A 17,832-nucleotide genomic window follows, 5' to 3' on the forward strand; every position below is an offset into this window, starting at 1 on the left:
GCAATGCTTCTTCGCAATCATCTATTCATCGTCGTCATCACGCAGAGCTGCTTCCAATTCAGCTTCCATCTGCGCTTTACGCGCCAGATAAGCTTCCGTATCGCGGTCACGCTGACGACTTTTCTCTTTCAGACGCTCAATCGCAGGAAGAATGAGGATATCAATCTCCTTTTGGACAACAGCAACATGATCGTACCGTTTCTCAGTCTCTAAGAAGTGACCGACTTCGATCAAGGCATTGTAGCGATCCAGTTCATCCCTTGTAAGAAGTCCTCTTACTTGGACACTACAGTGTCGCATGGCAATCCCCCCGTTAGCATCCTTTGACTAGAAACGTCCTTTACGTATAACAAGTGGAATTCCGCCAATAATGTAAAGGTATCTCATATCGACCACTTTTTTCATCATTGCAGCAACATTCCCTTTCAATTTACGGGAACCAACGATACCAATCGCTTGACCTTTACCAAGGGAAGCAACTGTACCTTTGTTCGAATATTTGAAAGTTTTCATCTGGGATCCACGAATCGAAGCGATCAAGTTATGAGCAACAGCCTCACCTTGCTGCATCGCGATTTGAGCTGTTGGTGGATAAGGTCTGCCTTCATCGTTCATCACGATGGAACAGTCACCTACAACATAGATGTTATCAAAGCCTGGTGCATGAAGGTGCTCATCGACTTTGATTCTGCCGCGCATCGTTTCGAAGCCAGCTTCATCCAGCATATGATTACCACGGATACCACCGGTCCATACAACAGTTGCCGCTTTAATAAACTCATCGCCAGCAATCAGTACGCCTTCTGGTGTACATTCTTTAATCGCCGTACCGATTTTGAAAGTAATACCTTTGTCTGTAAGAACTTTCATCGCATACTCAACAAGCTCAGGATCAAAACCTGGCAATGCTGTTGGAGCAGCTTCAATATTATAAATCTTCACTAGGGAAGGATCCACGTCGAATTCTTTGCAAAGTAATGGAATACGATCCGCAAGCTCACCAATAAACTCAATACCGGTAAATCCTGCACCACCGATAACGAACGTCAAGTAATCTTTGCGATCTGGTTCACGTTTGTACTTCGCGAATTGATACTCAATATGCTCACGAATAAAGCGCACACTGTTAATACTGCGAATATTCAAAGCATTTTCTTTCAGACCCGGAATTCCGAATGTTTCCGCTTCGCCACCAAGTCCGATTACTAGGTAGTCATAGGAAAGTGTTCCGTCTTCCAGAATAACTTTTTTCTCATGTGGACGAATTTGTGTAACCGTTGATTTCACGAAATCAACTTTAAATTCATCGATCAATTTTAAAATGTTCACGCGTGCATTTTCAGGATTATCTGTCCCTGCAGCTGGCATGTGAAGATGTGTTGTAATGTAGTGATAGTCATGCTTGTTTACAAGCGTAACATCAGCTTCGTTGTAATTCAGTTCCTTCTGCAACCGAATTGCAGCAAGGATTCCGCCGTAACCGGCTCCTAAGATAACGATTCTTGGTATTCTACTCATGTCTCTCTCACTTCCATATCCGTATTTTGTCCCATGGTCTCTCTATCTTGTGAAAAATTACACAAACAGCTTCAAAAGTAGTATACTGCTACTAGTTTGCACGCTTTCGAAGTGAATTATGATGAAACAGGTGGAAATTCGTCACAACATGGTAAACCGATTCTCATGATATGATATAATTTTAATAAGTAAATATCAAGTGTCATTTTGCATAAAAAATCTTGTATTATAGGCGTTTAGCGCACCAAATCTATGTAAGCATTTACTTATCATAGCTATAAGCAATTTAAATGAAATTTGAACTTATCTGTTTTCTTCACGAAGAAGAGACGTTTAAAATGATCATGATTATCACTTTATTTCATATACTTACTCATATCGGACCAAATCGGAGGTTCTAATATGAACGTGAGAGAAATAAATCAAGAAATCGTTGACATTATTGTAATCGGCGGTGGGCCCGCTGGTATGTTTGCTTCCTTCTATGCGGGAATGCGTCAAGCTTCTGTGAAGATTATTGAAAGTATGCCTCAACTAGGCGGTCAGCTTGCAGCCTTGTATCCTGAGAAATATATTTATGACGTCGCTGGCTTCCCTAAAGTAACTGCCCAAGAACTCGTAAATAATTTGTCTGCACAAATGAAACATTTCGCTATCAACATCTGCTTGGAAGAAAAAGTGCATCAGGTTGTTAAGAAAAAAGAGCGTCTATTCGAAATTACGACCAACAAAGGTGTACATTTGAGCCATGCCGTTATTATTTCAGGTGGCGTTGGGGCATTTGAGCCGCGTCGTCTTGAATTACCGGAAGCTGCCCAATTCGAGAAGGAAAACCTTCATTACTTCGTTAGTGATTTGAATGCTTTTGCTGGACAAAAAGTTGTGATTAGCGGCGGCGGGGATTCTGCAGTTGACTGGGCATTAATGCTGGAGCCAATTGCCGAGAAAGTAACCTTGATTCATCGCAGAGATAAATTCCGTGCGCATGAGCACAGTGTTGAGAATCTTATAAACTCGAAAGTTAACGTGGTGACTCCAACAGAAATCACCAAACTACACGGAACAGATCGAATTGAGCAAATCACACTTAAACATATTAAGTCAGGCGAAGAAAGTATCCACGATGTCGATGCAGTCATTATCAATTTCGGCTTCGTATCCTCTCTTGGACCGATTTCTGAATGGGGTCTTGACATCGAAAATGGTTCCATCGTGGTTGATTCCCGGATGGAAACGAATATTCCTGGGATCTTCGCTGCAGGCGATATTACGACATACCCTGGAAAATTGAAATTGATTGCTGTTGGTTTCGGTGAAGCTCCTACGGCGATTAACAATGCCAAAGTATACATTGATCCAAGTGCTAAGCTTTCACCTGGACACAGCTCGAACATGAAATTGTAATCAGCAAAAATGAAATGGGGTATTCTATACCTAATCTACGGATTAGGAGGAATACCCCTTTGTCATCTATATGTCCAGTTTGTAATGGCTTGCGTGAATTGCAAACCAACTGTCCTATGTGCTCGCAGCGTATGTGTGACCATGGTAAGCTGAGTGACTTGCTCGGTCCTTATTCGCCTTACGAGATGAATAACATTTCTATGACAAACCAAGATGGCGATGGTCTAGACGCTTGCCTTCATCTCTTGAATTGCCCCGACTGTCATTCCAGCTTTACCTTACAAATACCTGTTGAGTGAACGTTAATTAAGTGGTGTTTCGTCCTTAACCAATACCGATAACTTTAACTTACGCCTCTGAATTTCCGCGAGCAAAAGTTCAAGAAAATCGGATTCTAATCTTAAATCTAGTGCCTTGTAATAAGAGTCGATCAATGTCTCATCGCTAATTTGTCTCACTGAAATCACCCATATTCTATAATTTAAACTTATAGTATCACGGGGTTTTTGATAGAACAAGCGTTCCGTTATCCACAGATAATTGTGCATATCCTGTGGGTAAATTGTTAATATGTACCATGAAGGCAGTAGATGTATAGGGGGATAATGTGCATAAACTTATACACATCCAAAACCTACCAATTAGTGATAAAAAAAAATGATCAGTAATTTAGGCATTTTTAACGTTCATTTAACATATCGTTCATCTTTTTCACAAAATTGAAAAGAAATTTTAATCATCCCTTAATATTCATCCTTTACAATAAGATTTGTAAGCTAATAAAAAAGGAGATGAGTACAAATGATCGTCTACGATATCGTTTTGAATGGCGAAATTAAAGAAACGATTAAACCCCGCAAGAACCGTTTGAAAGAGATTTATGCCTACATGCAAGAACAAACAAAGTTAATGCAAGCGAAGTATGGTGACAATGTTCGAATTAAAGGCCGAATCGTGTATTAAGAAAGTCCCTATCACCCTCGGCCTGCTCTTTCTTCCACAATCAAATAATCCCTTTGCGATGTAAAACGGTTATTAACCGATAGAAATCATAGCTCCCTCTCTCGGGTGTGTCGATGAGCCCTGCTTTCACCGCTGCATCAATGCCTGGTTTGGCCCAAGCCGGTATGACAGTTAGTGCCGTTTGCTCTTCAAGTGATTGAACTCTCTCGTTTAACTCTGCGATTTGTTCCTGTAGTTTCTCTAACATCCGTATGACCTCCTCATCGAAGAAAGTTAACCCCTCTGTTACTATGATTGCATTTAATTTACTTGTGTAGGCAGGGTCAGTCGCGTATCCACTTTGCTGTAAAGCTGTTGTTTGAGCCTGTGGGCTGCTTGCTGACCGAACTGCCGCATATCGAGTTGCTTGAAATAGTAGATCTTGATCCCGAAATCCATCCTCAATAGAAGCGTAAGCTCGAAAATCCCCTATCACATTAGTCACATTCTGCCCATTAATGAATTCCCAGGTTCTTGCAGAGACACGATCTCCCCGCCAGTAAGGCGTCAGTACGCCATTTCCAACCTTATAACCTACCAAATTGTTCCACGCGTTGATTTTGCCACCTGTTTCTAGCAAAGCTTGTGCAATCCGGACTGATGGGAAAATCGCTGAGCCCTCCAAACGCAACTTAACTGCAATGGGTGCAACGAGATCGATGAAATCCTTCCTAGAAGCCATTAAACGCCCTCCCTTCTATCAACTGATTATGCATTCCAGCTATATACATTATAGTATTCCATAAAATGGTAGATAGAGACGGCTAGTAGAGGGTCTCGACGTGGATATTCGAATGAAATTGGGTACAAAATAGAAAGAGGGTGCCCCCTCAGTCATTTCATGACCTTTGGGACACCCTCATCTATCGTTAATTAATAAACGTCGCGTTGGTAACGCCCTTGCTCTTGTAAGCCATTCAAATACGCTTCAGCATCTTCTCGGCTCAACTTGCCTTCTTTTTCAATAATGTCAATCAGGGTATTGTGAACATCCTTCGCCATGTTTTGTTTATCGCCGCACACATAGAAGTAAGCGCCGCTCTCTAACCATGCGAATAGCTCTTGGCTGTTCTCCTGCATTTTATTCTGCACATACACTTTCTGCGCTGTATCGCGTGAGAAAGCTACGTCGATCTTGGTCAGTGCGCCAGCCTGTTGATATTGCTCCAACTCTTCCTTATACAGGTAATCAGTCGCAGAACGCTGGTCTCCAAAGAACAACCATGCCTTGCCTGACGCTTGGCTCACTGCACGCTCTTGAATAAAGGAACGGAATGGCGCAATACCTGTACCAGGACCTACCATGATGATATCCTGCTCCGAGGACTCCGGCAGGTTAAAATGTTTGTTCAGTTGGACAAACACAGGAACTGTATCGCCTTCGTTCAGGCGCTCTGCGCACATCACGGAACATACACCTTTGCGCTCGCGGCCGTGCGACATGTAGCGAACAGCACCGATCGTAAGGTGAACTTCCCCCGGGTTAGCTGCAAAGCTGCTAGCAATGGAATATAAGCGTGGCGGCATTTTTCTTAATAAAGCAACAATATCGTGTGGAGAAGCTTTCCATGGTCCAAACTCACTCAGTAAATCAAGCAAATCACGTCCGTCGGTATAAGCCTTCAACTGCTCCGTATCTGCCACAAGTTGTTTCAACGCTTTATTGTCGGAAAATTCAACGGCTTGCTGAACGATTTTTCTGGACAGCAGCGTAAGCTCGAAGTGCTTCAAAAGCGCTTCTTGGAGCGGAAGTGTATCGTTTTGTTTATTAATGACAACCGCTGTGTCCGCATCCCACTTCATAACCTCAAGAATACCCGCGACCAACTCCGGATCGTTATCAGGCACTACGCCTAAACAATCGCCAGGCACATAAGATAAGCCAGAGCCTTCGAGCGAAAGTTCAATATGGCGTGTTTCTTTCGTGGAGCCTTCACCGTTTAAATTCATATTTTTCAACACTTTCGCTTGAAACGGATTGGTTCTAGAAAACAAAGATGGTACTTTTTCGACATCAGTAACTTGCATTTCTCTTCACCCCATGAGAATTTTTTTCATATAGAATAGCACATGCCGCTCAACTTAGGAATATTTTTTAATTAACTCTATTATGAATTATTAGGTTTTTCCAAAAAATTAAACAATTTGTCTTAATTTGAGGCCAATTATTTATTAAACAAGCCGATTTGACACGATAAAACAAAAAAACCTCCCAATTCTGTGTTAAACATCAACACAAACTTGGAAGGTTCGTTTTCGGTTATTAAGCCTCAACCTTGTCATCACAAGGTTCAGGTGTTCCTTCATAATCCGCTGGTTTGAAGGATGATCCACAACCACATGATGCTACGGCATTCGGGTTGTTGATGGTGAAACCGCCACCCATACCTTTATCTTCGAAGTCGATTTGGACGCCGTACAAATACTTAGCGCTTTCCTCGTCAACTACAACTTTAACGCCGTGAATGGTAAATTCTTTATCGTCAGACTTTTGATCATCATCAAAGCCCATTCCATAAGAAAAGCCGCTGCAACCGCCAGCTTTTACGCCAAGGCGCAAGAATAGCTTTGTAGACTCTTCAGCAGCCAAAAGCTCTTTAATCTTATCACTTGCTGATTCACTAATGTTAATCATATTGGAAATCCCTCCTTGGTTTTTCCCTACATAATAAAGGAAACCTGGCATTCGCATACGAAGTGCTTGCTTCAAGTATACTCCTAATCCATCCGATGCTCAAGGGCAGTTGTTCACTGTTTAGGACGTCTTATGGCATAATACTGCAATAGTAGCTGGTCTAGGTCTCGACTGCATTTCTGCACATCGGGATGAAGGAAACCATAAGAGGTTCCTAAACTAACCATTTTACCCCGAAGCTGTTCAATTTTAATATGAAGTCGTTCCTGCGGTTCGGTCACGAATAATGGAAGCACGATTATTATCACCTTTAGCCCTTACGTAATCACATTGCAATAGTATACAGGAATTTGTTAATATTGGGAATAACATTTCGCCATTTTCACCGAAAAAATATACGACTTGGATAAGATTGTCGATTTATCTTCAACGTTCTAATGTTGCCCCTCCTAAGTAGGAGGTTTATAATAAGATGGATGGATAGCTTGTATCGTTATAAATCTGGTTGTGAATTCCTTCACCGAACTGGTTCACAGGTACGCGAGCAACTCACACCACCTAACGCACCTAGTTTTAATTGCTGGCTGCGTCGTTTCATTGTGCAGTTTAATATATTTTCATAGGAGGCATGGAGCATGAGTATTACGACAGTAGACCCGATCAAACGGATGGCTGAGATTGCTGACAAGGTTGAGAACGGCGAACGTTTGAGCATGGAAGATGGACTGTTTTTATATGAATCTGACGACCTTTTAACCATTGGTCAATTAGCGAATAAAGTGAATACACGATTGAATGGAAACAAGGTTTATTTTGTACAAAACATGAGCTTATATTTCACGAATGTCTGTGAGGAGCATTGTTCATTTTGTCATTTCCGCCGCGATGAAGGTCAAGAAGGAGCTTACACATTAACGCCGGATCAAATGTTAGATTATATTGCTGAGAATTTTAACCCTGAAATTAAAGAGTTCCATATCAGTCAAGGACATAACCCTCATCTGCCTTTCGAGTATTATGTTGATTGCATTCGTCAATTAAAGCAAGCCTACCCAGACGTAACGATTAAAGCTCATACAGCTGCTGAAATCGAATTTTTCTCCCGTATCAGTGGCTTAAGCTACCGCGACGTGCTAAAAACATTAATGGATGCTGGACTTTCCACACTGCCTGGTGGTGGTGCCGAAATTCTGACTGAACGTTACCGCGCCAAAATGAAGGTAGAAAAAGCATCCACAGAAGAATGGCTGGATGTCCATCGCCAAGCCCATTTGCTTGGGATGAAAACACATGCGACGATGCTATATGGTTCGATTGAAACGAAAGAAGAACGCATTCGCCATATGATGTTGCTGCGCGAGCTGCAAGACGAAACAAATGGCTTCCTTGTCTTTATTCCGAACTCTGTACAGCCCGCTAGCAAAAATGCAAGTCTTAAACGTTTCGTTCCTGCTTGGGACGAACTCAAAACAATGGCGATTAGCCGCCTAATGTTGGACAATTTCCCACATATTAAAGCTTACTTCATTAATATCGGAACGAAACTTACGCAACTTTCCTTCACATTCGGTGCTTCAGATGCTCACGGCACGATCGTGAAAGAGAAAATCTCACACGCTGCTGGCGCTCTTTCACCAGAAGGTTTAACACGCGATGAGATTGTATGGCTCATTCAAGGTGCAGGCCGCGTCGCGGTAGAGCGAGACACCTTTTATAATGAAATCAAAGTGTATGAGAGATAATAGAGAATAGATCATCGTTCAGAAGGGATATTGGTTGGCTATGAAAAAGTTTGTCATTCTCGGAGGAGGCTATGGCGGTTTAACCATAGCTTTAAACTTATTGGAAAAAGATCTACCCGACGAAACAGAAATTATTATGATTGATCGCAGTCCCTTTCAAGGTCTCAAAACCGAATATTATGCCCTTGCTTCAGGTACCATTGCTGAAACTCATATTCGTGTTGCCTATCCAGATGATTCGCGACTACAACTTGTGTACGGAGAAGTTTCTGCTGTTGATCTTAGCACGAAACAAATCAACTTCTACGATAAAGAACCCATTACCTATGACTGGTTAGTCATTGGCCTGGGTTGTGTAGATAGTTATCACGGGATTACCGGCGCTCAGGAGTTTTCTTCCAGTATTCAAACACTGGCTCAAACCCGTGCAACCTATCAGAAAATAAACAACATTAATCCGTACGGACAAGTTTCCATCATTGGTGGAGGACTTAGCGGAGTAGAGATGGCTTCAGAGCTTCGTGAGAGCCGCCCAGATCTCAATATTCGATTAATCGATCGTGGTCCAAGTCTGCTCTCTGCTTTCCCTACGAATCTGCAGCAGTACGTGCGTGAATGGATGATCGAACATCATATCGAGCTGCGGACACAAGTGTCATTAGTTAGATTGGATGGCGGCGATCTATACAATCAAGATGAAATTATCCGTACAGATGCAACAATTTGGACAGCGGGTATACAACCAACACCTATTGTCGAAGCTTTGAATGTACCAAAAGACCGTCAAGGACGTATTCTGTTAAATGAGTACCACCAAATTCCGAACTACGAAGATGTTTTCGTTGTAGGTGACTGTGCGTCATTACCTTTCTCACCAAGCGCTCAAGCAGCTCAAGCGCAAGGCAAGCAAATTGCAGAAGCCATTCAAGCGATTTGGAAAGGCGAGACTCCTAAACTTGGCAAGATTAAGCTAAGAGGAACGCTCGGCTCACTTGGTAAGAAAAGTGGATTCGGTATTATGGGTAAACGTACACTCATGACAGGTAAAATTGCTCGTATGCTCAAAAGTGGCGTGCTCTGGAAATCCAAACGCCACTTCGGTTAAGTTAAAAGATTTTGTTTATTCACTAAGCAAGTCATACATGGCTTCAATCTCTTTGATCTTATCTAAAATGCGAATATGGAGGCTTTCCGCGCTTTCAGCGGCAATGATTTCGCCATTGACTAGCGCGTATGGCTCCATATAGCACTGTCCGCAATTGCCCAGACAACCGTATTCCATAACATCGAATTCGGGATTTGCTTCAAGGTCTTTCATTACTTTATCTGTTCCTGTGTGCATATTACTGGCACAAAATTCTATAATTGGTCGCATTTAAAAATTCCACCCCATGCTGATAGTTTCAAGCCTCAAACCATTTTCATTTAAAGCGTATTGTACTATAATAGATAAAGAAAGGAGATGAATCAAATGACAGAAAAAACCAAAGAAGCGATTTACGATGAAGTTCTTGAGGTTTTAGATAAACTTCGTCCTTTCCTACAACGTGATGGCGGTGACGTCGATCTAGTTGATGTGGAAGACGGAATCGTAAAACTGAAACTTATGGGTGCCTGCGGTAGCTGCCCGAGCTCAACAATCACATTAAAGGCTGGTATTGAGCGCGCATTAGTTGAAGAGGTAGAAGGCATAACAGAAGTCGTACAGGTATTCTAATTACGACTATATCATAAGAAAGAGCTTACCTCTAGGGTAAGCTCTTTTTGCCGTATATACGAGGACTATTCGGATTTGCGTTGTTTGATCACGGGGATTGGCTGGATAGGATCCAATGCACCAGAAATATCCATAATATTGCCCGTTATGAAATCTGAGTTAGGCGAGCACAGGAAATCGATGACTCGCGCGACGTCCTCGCCTGTTCCTGGTCTACCCACTGGTGTTTCTCCATCCACTTCTAAGCGTGCTTCTTCCATCGTGCGCTCTTTGTTCTTCCCGCGAATATCACCTGGACAAATCATATTCACTGTGATCCCATGCGCGGCTTCTTCCTCAGCTAATGTTTTGGTAAAGGAGACTAACCCAACCTTGGCAGCCGCATAGGCAGCCCTGTGCGTCCAGCCCCTCGCTTCCGCCGCTTTCCCGAAACCGAAATGGATGATACGCCCCCATCGCTTCTCGCGCATCATAGGCAGCACAAGATGATCTAACGTCATTACACCCAGCAGATTTCCACGCATTAAATAGTCAATTTCATCGATCTTGTAATCAGCGAAAAAGCGCCGCTCCCGTACAAAAGGCCCTGCATTGTTCACAAGTATATCAATCGATCCCAGCGCTGAGACCGTTTCTTCCACCATACGGATATTATCCTCGCGTTTGGCTACATCCCCTTGAACAGCGATGCTGCGCACGCCCATTTCTTTCAATTGCTGAACAAGTTCAGCAGCTTCCCTCTCACTTGTTACATAATTCACAGCGACCTGGCAGCCCTTCTTGGCTAAGGTTAATGCCGTCATTTTGCCCAAACCCTTGGCACTGCCTGTAACCAGCACTGTTCGACCTCTTAATGGCATGGTCCCCTACCCCTTTGTCACATACGCCGTAATGTAAGTAAATGCTACTGTTAAGGTTCGGCATACCATGTCAAATCCCTGCTGCAAATCATCTAAATTTAGCTTCACATTCTCAAGATGAATGCGCTCACCAAGCAAAGGTTCTTTCTGTTGGAGATCGTCCAGCATCTCTGCATTAATGTAGTGCATTTCCATATTACGCAGATTGCGGAGTCGTTCTAACGGCGTTTTATAGGTCATTTTGAGCGTATACAGCTGTAATTCTAACGAACCATGGAGATGCTTCTCATGCATATGGCGGAGTACAGTAAAATACGAGAATCGCGATTTTAACGTCTCTGTTTTTAAACCGAAGAGGTCATTCATGAAAGTCCCTAGTTTGTCTAAAATAGAAAATAAACGAATAAACGCATTTTTGTAGAAGTACACAAATCGCTGATAAGTCTCCGTTTCCTGCGGATTCATGTCCTCCAGAAAACCCTTCACGATCATCTCACCATAGCGCTCGCAGCAAAATTTGCTCTGTTCACATTCATCTAAGGCATCGATAAAACCCTTACTCCATATAGCTTGCCGATGAAAGATCGAATATTCCGTAGAGAGGTGACTCTGCTCGGTGGCGATCTGTTTCATATAGGCTCTTATTGCATCGCCTGCTTCCAGCAGGAGACCACTATCAACACGTTTCGGCTCATTAAATAAGACACGAAGCATAAGATCACCTCCCTTTTTATCATCATCTGATCATCTTGTTACTTGGATACCGTTTTGGCTGTTGGGACAGGCATAGCGGATCGCTTAGCTCCAGCAGTACGATCACGCTGCACGAAATACATCGCAGCCAACACACCTGCGCCTCCCAAATACTGACTTAACGAGATCGATTCTCCAAGGAAAATGAAACCCCCAAGCGCAGCAGTTACAGGAAGCAAGTAACCGTAAGCCGATGATTTGAAAGGTCCTAGCTTAGCTAAACTCCAATTATGCAGAGAGAACCCGACAGCCGTTGCCAAAAGCGACGTATAGATTAAGCTAATCCATCCAGCCTGCGAGATCGCTGCGAAGTAAGCACCATCCGCACGCAAGATGACGAACGGCAATAAAGCCAAAGCTCCCGCTGTCATTTCTAGTGAAATGAGGATTGGAAGCGGATATTTTATGACCAAACGATTCATTCCAATGAGATAAATGGCTCCCATGAAGCTGCGCATCAAGAGCAAGATATCCCCTCGCAATGTATCACTGCCTAAGTGAAAACCCTCGGAGCCCCCTGAGACAATAAGCATTACACTGCCGAGTGCTAAAGGAATCCCCAGCAGGATTCTCCAAGTAATCTTCACTTGCCCGACAATAACGGCAATGAGTACTGTGATGACAGGCATGAAGCCTCGTCCAAGTACAGCACCATTTGCAGCGTTCGAAAACTGCAACGCATATTGCAACAGAGCTTCCATCCCTACGGCGTTGAGTATCCCCAACCCACAGATGAGCAGCAGATCGCGACCCGCTATTTGGAAGCGAAGCGACCTCGAACGATAATAGAAGTAAGTATAGACCCACAGAATCGGAATCATACTCGCAAAGCGTAGACCATTGAAGACTAGACTGTCCCATTCTCTTCCGCCAATTTTGAGAGAAGCCAAATTGATCCCCCACAGCAAGTAGACCAATACAAATCCCAAATGTGGATAGATCGCTCGTAAACGTCCCGAGTTCATCACACGAAGTATTCCTCCCTCAGCAAGAATCGAGATTCGGATCCACGGGAGCCGAAATTTCGAACCTTTACATTTACTCGTCGTAACACCTCTATAATGGAAATGGCCTTCCGTTAGAAGGCCTTGTTGTGCCTGTGCCGCATGATGCAGCTAGGCTTTACGATCATATAACGTGAGTACACACAAATAACATAAGAATCCAAACATACAAGCCACAATAATGGCATGAATCATACCTGTAAATAAATAAGCAACTTCATTCCCTAAGGACCATGTTACGACTGCGCCGCTAATCACTTGAAGCGAAACGAGAATAAGAGCCCATTTGCTCCCGAACCAAAGTTTGTCCGTCTTCTGATAATGGCGTCGAGCTTGCAGGTACAGAAATAATATACATACAAAGAGCAGCAAAGCGGCAATCCGATGTGTAAACACAATGCCAGTTGCACCGCTAAGTTCAGGGATCACTTCGCCATTGCATAACGGCCAGCCCGAGCAGCCACCCGAAGAAACGGTATGTCGCACGAATGCTCCTAAGTAAACTACAACGTAGCTGTAAATAGCTGTAAACCAGACCATTACTTTAAAACTAGTATGAATCTGCGTTGTTCGAATAAATTGTCCCCACGGGGTAAACACGAGTGCAAGCAGCAGGGAGAAGGCAAAGGCTAGCAAGGATAAACCGAAATGAAGAGCAAGGACAAGAGAGGATTGCGGCCAAACAACGGCCAATGCGCCCATAGCTGCTTGAATCAAGGTCATGACTACGGTTGCTGTGATAAAGAATTTAGCATCTCTACGCTTCACATAGCGGAAAACCAAGTAAAACGTTACAACAAGTATCATGGTCACAACACCTACAACTAAGCGATGACTGTACTCGATAAACGAAGAAATGGTATGTGCTGGAATGAATTTCCCATGGCATAACGGCCATTCGTCACCGCAGCCCCGGCCAGCGTCAGCCTTAGTTACTAAGGCCCCCATAGCAAGAATAAGAAACATGCCGATGGCGGATAAATTCGCAAATCTTTGGATCCATTTTTGCATGATTGCACCTACTTTATGTCATATCTACTGAGGATCATGTCGAATACTGTAGTTCCGCTTTAATTATAGCTGTAATATGAAGCCATTTCCATTCGCAATTGTTACAAAGCTCCGAAACAACAGGGAATCGAGTTACGCCCAAGACTTGGAAATAACATTATAGTGTGTGTAGTATGGAAGCATTTATTCCGAATATGAAAAAAGGTTCGATTCGAGCCTGGCTAATTTCATCGGCTATCTCCACTCCTTCTGCATCAAAAAACACCATCAACGGATTAATCCGACGACGGTGTCCATGTGACGTGTATTAAAACTACTCCTTTTTAAGGAGCCAACGCATTCGAAACTTCAATTGCACGGTCAAGGAATTGCTCGATTTCCTCACGGGTTTTACGCAGTTTGCTGACGAAACGAACGACTTCTTGCCCGTTACGAAAAGCAATGAAACTCGGGATACCTAAGATGTTCAATTGTTCGCACAAATCCGGGAATTCATCACGATCCAGTTCAATGAAAGTAAGACGGCCTTCATAGGCTTGCTCTACGGCAGGCATAAAAGGATCAATATAATGGCAATCCTTACACCATGTCGTTTTAAAAATAGCTATTGTCACGCCAGACTGCGAAATTTGCTCTTGAAATTGTTGCTCGGTCGATACTTTACGCATGGGACACCTCATCACTTCTAGAATTTACTCTCTTATAGCATGTGAGAAAATCAGTGTCAAGCAGCTGGTTCAGGAAAGTAAAATTTCGAACTCATATGACGTGTTTTTTATTTTCGGCATTTGTTGTAGAATGACATTATTACATAGACCTTTTGGGGAATAGCTATCCGATTGGAGAAAATAATGATCTATCAAAATTTAGAAGAATGCATAGTTGATTTAGAAAAGAACGGACATTTGGTTCGCATTCATGAAGAAGTTGATCCTGAGCTTGAAATGGCAGCCATTCATATGAAAGTTCATGAAGCTGGTGGCCCAGCCTTATTATTCGAGAATGTGAAAGGTTCCAAGTTTCGGGCGGTATCCAACCTTTTCGGTACCGTAGAGCGCAGCAAATATATATTTCGAGATACTTGGGAAGGCGTGAAAAACGTAATCTCTCTACGAAGCGATCCCATGAAGGCAATGAAAAGCCCACATAAACATATCGGTACGGGTCTGGCTGCCTGGAAAGCCCTGCCAATCAAAATAAACGGTGATCTTCCAGCTTCTTTTGAGGAAATCAACATTGCTGACCTCCCTCTCATCAAGCACTGGCCAGAAGATGGCGGTGCATTCGTCACCCTGCCTCAAGTGTATTCGGAAGATCCGGAGAAACCAGGAATTATGAATTCCAATCTGGGGATGTATCGGATTCAACTAAGCGGGAACGAGTATGAATTAAATAAAGAGATCGGCTTGCATTATCAGATTCATCGCGGTATCGGAGTCCACCAGGCAAAGGCGACTAAACAAGGAGCCCCTTTAAAGGTAAGCTGTTTTATTGGCGGGCCGCCGGCGCACACTTTGTCAGCAGTTATGCCCCTGCCGGAAGGCATGAGTGAGATTACCTTTGCGGGCTTACTCTCAGGGCGCCGCTTCCGCTACAGCTATATAGATGGCTATTGTATTAGTCACGATGCTGATTTTGTTATCACAGGAGAAATTTATCCTGGCGAAACCAAACCGGAGGGCCCTTTCGGCGATCATTTGGGCTACTACAGCCTTACGCATCCTTTTCCTCTCATGAGAGTGCACAAAGTATATGCTAAGAAGAATGCAATCTTTCCATTTACTGTCGTGGGCAGGCCCCCTCAAGAGGATACGGCGTTCGGTGCATTAATTCATGAACTCACAGGCGATGCAATTAAGCAAGAAATTCCAGGTGTCAAAGAGGTTCATGCTGTAGACGCTGCAGGCGTACACCCCTTGCTCTTTGCGATTGGCAGCGAACGTTACACGCCCTATCAACAAGTCAAGCAGCCGGCAGAGCTGCTCACGATTGCTAATCGAATTTTAGGGACGGGACAAGTTAGCTTAGCCAAGTACTTATTCATCACAGCAGAAGAGAGCCAGCCTTTGGATTCTCATGATGTAGAGCAATTCTTACAATACATTTTGGCACGAATAGACCTTCATCGGGACCTTCATTTTTATACCAATACGACGATCGATACCCTAGATTACTCAGGTACAGGTCTAAATAGCGGCAGTAAGGTTGTATTCGCAGCAGTCGGTGATAAAAAAAGGGATTTATGCCTAGAGGTTCCTGGCGTTTTTAATGAAATACCAGGGGTCCAACATGCGTGTTTGGTGATGCCGGGAATCGTCGCGGTTCAGATGTCCGAATTTAAAAGTTACGGTGAGACACAGGTTGAAATGAACGATTTATGCGAGGCTATTGGCGCAAAAGGCCCACTCCCTGCTTGTCCATTGATCATTGTATGTGATGATAGCCGTTTTCTGAGTGAGAGTATTAACAACTTTGTTTGGGCTACATTCACACGCAGCAATCCTTCCCATGATATATATGGCGTGAACAGTTTTTATGCGAATAAACATTGGGCTTGCGATAATGTTGTGATTGATGCGCGAATTAAACCGCACCAAGCACCGCCATTAATACCGGATCCAACGGTTGAAAAAAACATCATACGCTTATTTGCCGAAGGCGCCATTCTAGGTGGTCCAGGAAAATAAAGTTCGTTAGTATTAGTCCAGTAATTCCAAGGTTTTCACAATTATTAAAAATAAATTAAGTTCGTTAGTCACATGAATTTTTCAAGAGTTGCTTCTGCATTAGTGGAAAATAAAGTTCGTTAGTGATGTTCACTTTTGTAAAACCGTTCTTTTTTGAAAATTTAGACGTCAAAATAACCAAGATCATCTACCTAGATGTCTTGGTTATTTTATTAATAAAAAAATCATGTATTAAAAATTCTACTAACCATCACCCTCAATAAGAGCCTGATCGTCACATAGTCAAGGGAAAAGTCACGTTAACATATAAGTATAACTGCCATTGAATTTTGTTAAAAACTTTTTTGTCGAACCTGAAAAGAACTTCATAAGTAGCAGATGTTCCTTCAAGTAGTAAGTATCATGAAACATCCTAAAATCTAATAAATAGCTCATTGCATAATACTCATGAAACCGTAATAATTTAACTACGTCAAGCTCATAGTATTCATTCAAATTTTTAAATAAATATCCAAATACTACATCCCCGTTTTTTTTACGATATTGATCCAAATAAATTGAATATTTTCCTCTAAGATACAAACTTGTATACTCTTCGTTGGTCATTGTAAACAACTCTAATAATTGATCTAAGATTATATTAAATATGTTTATATTAGGTTGGACCCATAATGGTGAGATATCTTCCTTCAAATATACTGGTTTAAAACACTTCGAACAACAAATTGTAGAAAGTAACCATTTTCCATTTCTATCGGTCAAATCAATCATACAATTGGGACATTTTGAAATAAGTTTACAACCATGTTCGAGACAAAAATCCACATCACTCAACTGATGTTTTCTTCTAAAATACACCTCACCAGTTTCTTCATAATCTGTTTTTATACAATTAGGACAATATCTAATTTCATGAGAAAGCACTCTTTTCCCTACTCTGTCATTACCAAATTGTATCGCCCTGTTATTGCAAATAGACTGGGAATCCTTGTAAAACATTCTAAGAACACTTACATAAGAATGATTTTCAAGTAAAATTTTAGTATCTACTTTTAGGTCATCGTGAAGACTATCATTTATATTATTAATGTTTTGAGGGTTTATCAGTGGTAGTGACCGACTGTTTAAACCAAAGAATATCGAAGTTAGATCAACTAATGTTATTCCAGTCAATTTAACATATCTAAGAAATATACTTCTAAAATCCTCGTCAAGATAAGTTGGTGGAAAATGATTAAGTTTTATCATAAATTCTCCAGACTAGTATTTTTTATTAATTTACCCATTTCAGAAGAATCTATTCCATTTTCCCCCAAATATTGAACTCCCTTAGCTTCAAAAATGTGATTAATTCACAAGCAAATCAAAAAAAAATCACTTATGGTTACGGTTCTGTCGTGACAATATTTTTTAAAAATAAAACCGCCAGTTTCTTTTTAACATTATAAAAGGGCCAACCAGATATCTCCGATTGACCTAATTTAACGATATTCGTAATG

The 17,832-nt window shown here is 42.2% G+C and carries 20 protein-coding genes; 6 read left to right on the forward strand and 14 right to left on the reverse strand.

The genetic code is table 11. From position 1 onward, the window contains the following. Positions 1–21: 21 nt before the first annotated feature. Positions 22–300: a hypothetical protein gene (locus tag AC58QM_RS27735; protein ID WP_310502347.1), complete on the reverse strand. Its 279-nt coding sequence runs from the start codon at positions 298–300 to the stop codon at positions 22–24. A gap of 27 nt (positions 301–327) precedes the next feature. Further along, positions 328–1,518 carry an NAD(P)/FAD-dependent oxidoreductase gene (locus tag AC58QM_RS27740; RefSeq protein ID WP_497288031.1) on the reverse strand — a complete coding sequence of 397 codons (1,191 nt, stop codon included), beginning with the start codon at positions 1,516–1,518 and terminating at the stop codon, positions 328–330. 402 nt (positions 1,519–1,920) lie between these two features. On the opposite strand from AC58QM_RS27740, the gene AC58QM_RS27745 reads away from it, so the two are divergent. Continuing rightward, positions 1,921–2,922, forward strand: coding sequence for an NAD(P)/FAD-dependent oxidoreductase (locus AC58QM_RS27745; RefSeq protein ID WP_497288032.1), 1,002 nt, complete (start codon positions 1,921–1,923; stop codon positions 2,920–2,922). Between the two features lie 302 nt (positions 2,923–3,224). On the opposite strand, the gene AC58QM_RS27750 is transcribed toward AC58QM_RS27745, so the two are convergent. Further along, positions 3,225–3,470, reverse strand: coding sequence for a sporulation histidine kinase inhibitor Sda (locus tag AC58QM_RS27750; RefSeq protein ID WP_497288033.1), 246 nt, complete (start codon positions 3,468–3,470; stop codon positions 3,225–3,227). Between the two features lie 253 nt (positions 3,471–3,723). Here AC58QM_RS27750 and AC58QM_RS27755 point away from each other — a divergent pair, with 253 nt between their 5' ends. Then, a complete protein-coding gene (locus AC58QM_RS27755) occupies positions 3,724–3,885 on the forward strand; it encodes a mechanosensitive ion channel protein MscL (protein ID WP_310502350.1) in 162 nt (53 codons plus the stop codon). 40 nt (positions 3,886–3,925) lie between these two features. On the opposite strand, the gene AC58QM_RS27760 is transcribed toward AC58QM_RS27755, so the two are convergent. The 4 genes from AC58QM_RS27760 to AC58QM_RS27775 form a co-directional block, all read right to left on the reverse strand. Then, complete coding sequence (locus AC58QM_RS27760) at positions 3,926–4,606, reverse strand: glucosaminidase domain-containing protein (RefSeq protein ID WP_497288034.1); 681 nt, start codon at positions 4,604–4,606, stop codon at positions 3,926–3,928. A gap of 191 nt (positions 4,607–4,797) precedes the next feature. Continuing rightward, a complete protein-coding gene (locus tag AC58QM_RS27765; protein ID WP_497288035.1) occupies positions 4,798–5,952 on the reverse strand; it encodes a sulfite reductase subunit alpha in 1,155 nt (384 codons plus the stop codon). A 235-nt stretch (positions 5,953–6,187) separates the two neighbouring features. Further along, entirely contained in the window at positions 6,188–6,559 is a 372-nt protein-coding gene (locus AC58QM_RS27770; RefSeq protein WP_310502353.1) for a HesB/IscA family protein, read from the reverse strand. A gap of 113 nt (positions 6,560–6,672) precedes the next feature. Beyond that, on the reverse strand, positions 6,673–6,867 hold the full coding sequence (locus AC58QM_RS27775) for a Spo0E family sporulation regulatory protein-aspartic acid phosphatase (RefSeq protein WP_497288036.1): 195 nt from the start codon (positions 6,865–6,867) through the stop codon (positions 6,673–6,675). A gap of 327 nt (positions 6,868–7,194) precedes the next feature. Here AC58QM_RS27775 and mqnE point away from each other — a divergent pair, with 327 nt between their 5' ends. Then, entirely contained in the window at positions 7,195–8,301 is a 1,107-nt protein-coding gene (gene mqnE, locus AC58QM_RS27780; RefSeq protein ID WP_497288037.1) for an aminofutalosine synthase MqnE, read from the forward strand. Positions 8,302–8,341: 40 nt separating this feature from the next. Next, positions 8,342–9,406: an NAD(P)/FAD-dependent oxidoreductase gene (locus AC58QM_RS27785; RefSeq protein ID WP_497288111.1), complete on the forward strand. Its 1,065-nt coding sequence runs from the start codon at positions 8,342–8,344 to the stop codon at positions 9,404–9,406. A gap of 15 nt (positions 9,407–9,421) precedes the next feature. Here the strand turns inward: AC58QM_RS27785 and AC58QM_RS27790 are convergent, their stop codons facing one another. Further along, positions 9,422–9,676 (reverse strand): YuzB family protein, encoded by a 255-nt coding sequence (locus tag AC58QM_RS27790; protein ID WP_497288038.1) that lies wholly within the window; start codon positions 9,674–9,676, stop codon positions 9,422–9,424. A 96-nt stretch (positions 9,677–9,772) separates the two neighbouring features. On the opposite strand from AC58QM_RS27790, the gene AC58QM_RS27795 reads away from it, so the two are divergent. Then, the gene (locus AC58QM_RS27795; RefSeq protein WP_028558591.1) at positions 9,773–10,018 is read left to right on the forward strand and encodes a NifU family protein; all 246 of its coding nucleotides are present in this window, start codon (positions 9,773–9,775) and stop codon (positions 10,016–10,018) included. 65 nt (positions 10,019–10,083) lie between these two features. Here AC58QM_RS27795 and AC58QM_RS27800 read toward each other — a convergent pair whose 3' ends face one another. The 5 genes from AC58QM_RS27800 to AC58QM_RS27820 form a co-directional block, all read right to left on the reverse strand. Further along, complete coding sequence (locus AC58QM_RS27800; RefSeq protein WP_497288039.1) at positions 10,084–10,878, reverse strand: SDR family oxidoreductase; 795 nt, start codon at positions 10,876–10,878, stop codon at positions 10,084–10,086. 6 nt (positions 10,879–10,884) lie between these two features. Beyond that, entirely contained in the window at positions 10,885–11,592 is a 708-nt protein-coding gene (locus AC58QM_RS27805; RefSeq protein WP_497288040.1) for a Cthe_2314 family HEPN domain-containing protein, read from the reverse strand. A 38-nt stretch (positions 11,593–11,630) separates the two neighbouring features. Further along, complete coding sequence (locus AC58QM_RS27810) at positions 11,631–12,596, reverse strand: DMT family transporter (protein ID WP_497288112.1); 966 nt, start codon at positions 12,594–12,596, stop codon at positions 11,631–11,633. A 150-nt stretch (positions 12,597–12,746) separates the two neighbouring features. Further along, on the reverse strand, positions 12,747–13,646 hold the full coding sequence (locus tag AC58QM_RS27815) for a COX15/CtaA family protein (protein WP_497288041.1): 900 nt from the start codon (positions 13,644–13,646) through the stop codon (positions 12,747–12,749). 323 nt (positions 13,647–13,969) lie between these two features. Then, positions 13,970–14,314, reverse strand: a complete 345-nt coding sequence (locus tag AC58QM_RS27820; RefSeq protein ID WP_056613511.1) for a thioredoxin family protein — start codon at positions 14,312–14,314, stop codon at positions 13,970–13,972. 183 nt (positions 14,315–14,497) lie between these two features. Between AC58QM_RS27820 and AC58QM_RS27825 the strand changes: the two genes are divergently transcribed. Further along, on the forward strand, positions 14,498–16,333 hold the full coding sequence (locus AC58QM_RS27825) for a UbiD family decarboxylase (protein WP_497288042.1): 1,836 nt from the start codon (positions 14,498–14,500) through the stop codon (positions 16,331–16,333). Between the two features lie 294 nt (positions 16,334–16,627). On the opposite strand, the gene AC58QM_RS27830 is transcribed toward AC58QM_RS27825, so the two are convergent. Next, the gene (locus AC58QM_RS27830) at positions 16,628–17,581 is read right to left on the reverse strand and encodes a TniQ family protein (protein WP_497288043.1); all 954 of its coding nucleotides are present in this window, start codon (positions 17,579–17,581) and stop codon (positions 16,628–16,630) included. Positions 17,582–17,832 lie beyond the last annotated feature (251 nt).

It is taken from the genome of Paenibacillus sp. J22P165, assembly GCF_059692015.1.

What these genes read in the sequence shown, in the direction of transcription:
- AC58QM_RS27820 (WP_056613511.1), bottom strand. Translation starts at nt 14,314, where the DNA reads ATGCGTAAAGTATCGACCGAGCAACAATTTCAAGAGCAAATTTCGCAG.
- AC58QM_RS27760 (WP_497288034.1), bottom strand. Translation starts at nt 4,606, where the DNA reads ATGGCTTCTAGGAAGGATTTCATCGATCTCGTTGCACCCATTGCAGTT.
- AC58QM_RS27765 (WP_497288035.1), bottom strand. Translation starts at nt 5,952, where the DNA reads ATGCAAGTTACTGATGTCGAAAAAGTACCATCTTTGTTTTCTAGAACC.
- AC58QM_RS27785 (WP_497288111.1), top strand. Translation starts at nt 8,342, where the DNA reads ATGAAAAAGTTTGTCATTCTCGGAGGAGGCTATGGCGGTTTAACCATA.
- AC58QM_RS27745 (WP_497288032.1), top strand. Translation starts at nt 1,921, where the DNA reads ATGAACGTGAGAGAAATAAATCAAGAAATCGTTGACATTATTGTAATC.
- AC58QM_RS27825 (WP_497288042.1), top strand. Translation starts at nt 14,498, where the DNA reads ATGATCTATCAAAATTTAGAAGAATGCATAGTTGATTTAGAAAAGAAC.
- AC58QM_RS27770 (WP_310502353.1), bottom strand. Translation starts at nt 6,559, where the DNA reads ATGATTAACATTAGTGAATCAGCAAGTGATAAGATTAAAGAGCTTTTG.
- AC58QM_RS27810 (WP_497288112.1), bottom strand. Translation starts at nt 12,596, where the DNA reads ATGAACTCGGGACGTTTACGAGCGATCTATCCACATTTGGGATTTGTA.
- AC58QM_RS27735 (WP_310502347.1), bottom strand. Translation starts at nt 300, where the DNA reads ATGCGACACTGTAGTGTCCAAGTAAGAGGACTTCTTACAAGGGATGAA.
- AC58QM_RS27830 (WP_497288043.1), bottom strand. Translation starts at nt 17,581, where the DNA reads ATGATAAAACTTAATCATTTTCCACCAACTTATCTTGACGAGGATTTT.
- AC58QM_RS27815 (WP_497288041.1), bottom strand. Translation starts at nt 13,646, where the DNA reads ATGCAAAAATGGATCCAAAGATTTGCGAATTTATCCGCCATCGGCATG.
- mqnE (WP_497288037.1), top strand. Translation starts at nt 7,195, where the DNA reads ATGAGTATTACGACAGTAGACCCGATCAAACGGATGGCTGAGATTGCT.
- AC58QM_RS27800 (WP_497288039.1), bottom strand. Translation starts at nt 10,878, where the DNA reads ATGCCATTAAGAGGTCGAACAGTGCTGGTTACAGGCAGTGCCAAGGGT.
- AC58QM_RS27805 (WP_497288040.1), bottom strand. Translation starts at nt 11,592, where the DNA reads ATGCTTCGTGTCTTATTTAATGAGCCGAAACGTGTTGATAGTGGTCTC.
- AC58QM_RS27795 (WP_028558591.1), top strand. Translation starts at nt 9,773, where the DNA reads ATGACAGAAAAAACCAAAGAAGCGATTTACGATGAAGTTCTTGAGGTT.
- AC58QM_RS27790 (WP_497288038.1), bottom strand. Translation starts at nt 9,676, where the DNA reads ATGCGACCAATTATAGAATTTTGTGCCAGTAATATGCACACAGGAACA.
- AC58QM_RS27750 (WP_497288033.1), bottom strand. Translation starts at nt 3,470, where the DNA reads ATGCACAATTATCTGTGGATAACGGAACGCTTGTTCTATCAAAAACCC.
- AC58QM_RS27755 (WP_310502350.1), top strand. Translation starts at nt 3,724, where the DNA reads ATGATCGTCTACGATATCGTTTTGAATGGCGAAATTAAAGAAACGATT.
- AC58QM_RS27740 (WP_497288031.1), bottom strand. Translation starts at nt 1,518, where the DNA reads ATGAGTAGAATACCAAGAATCGTTATCTTAGGAGCCGGTTACGGCGGA.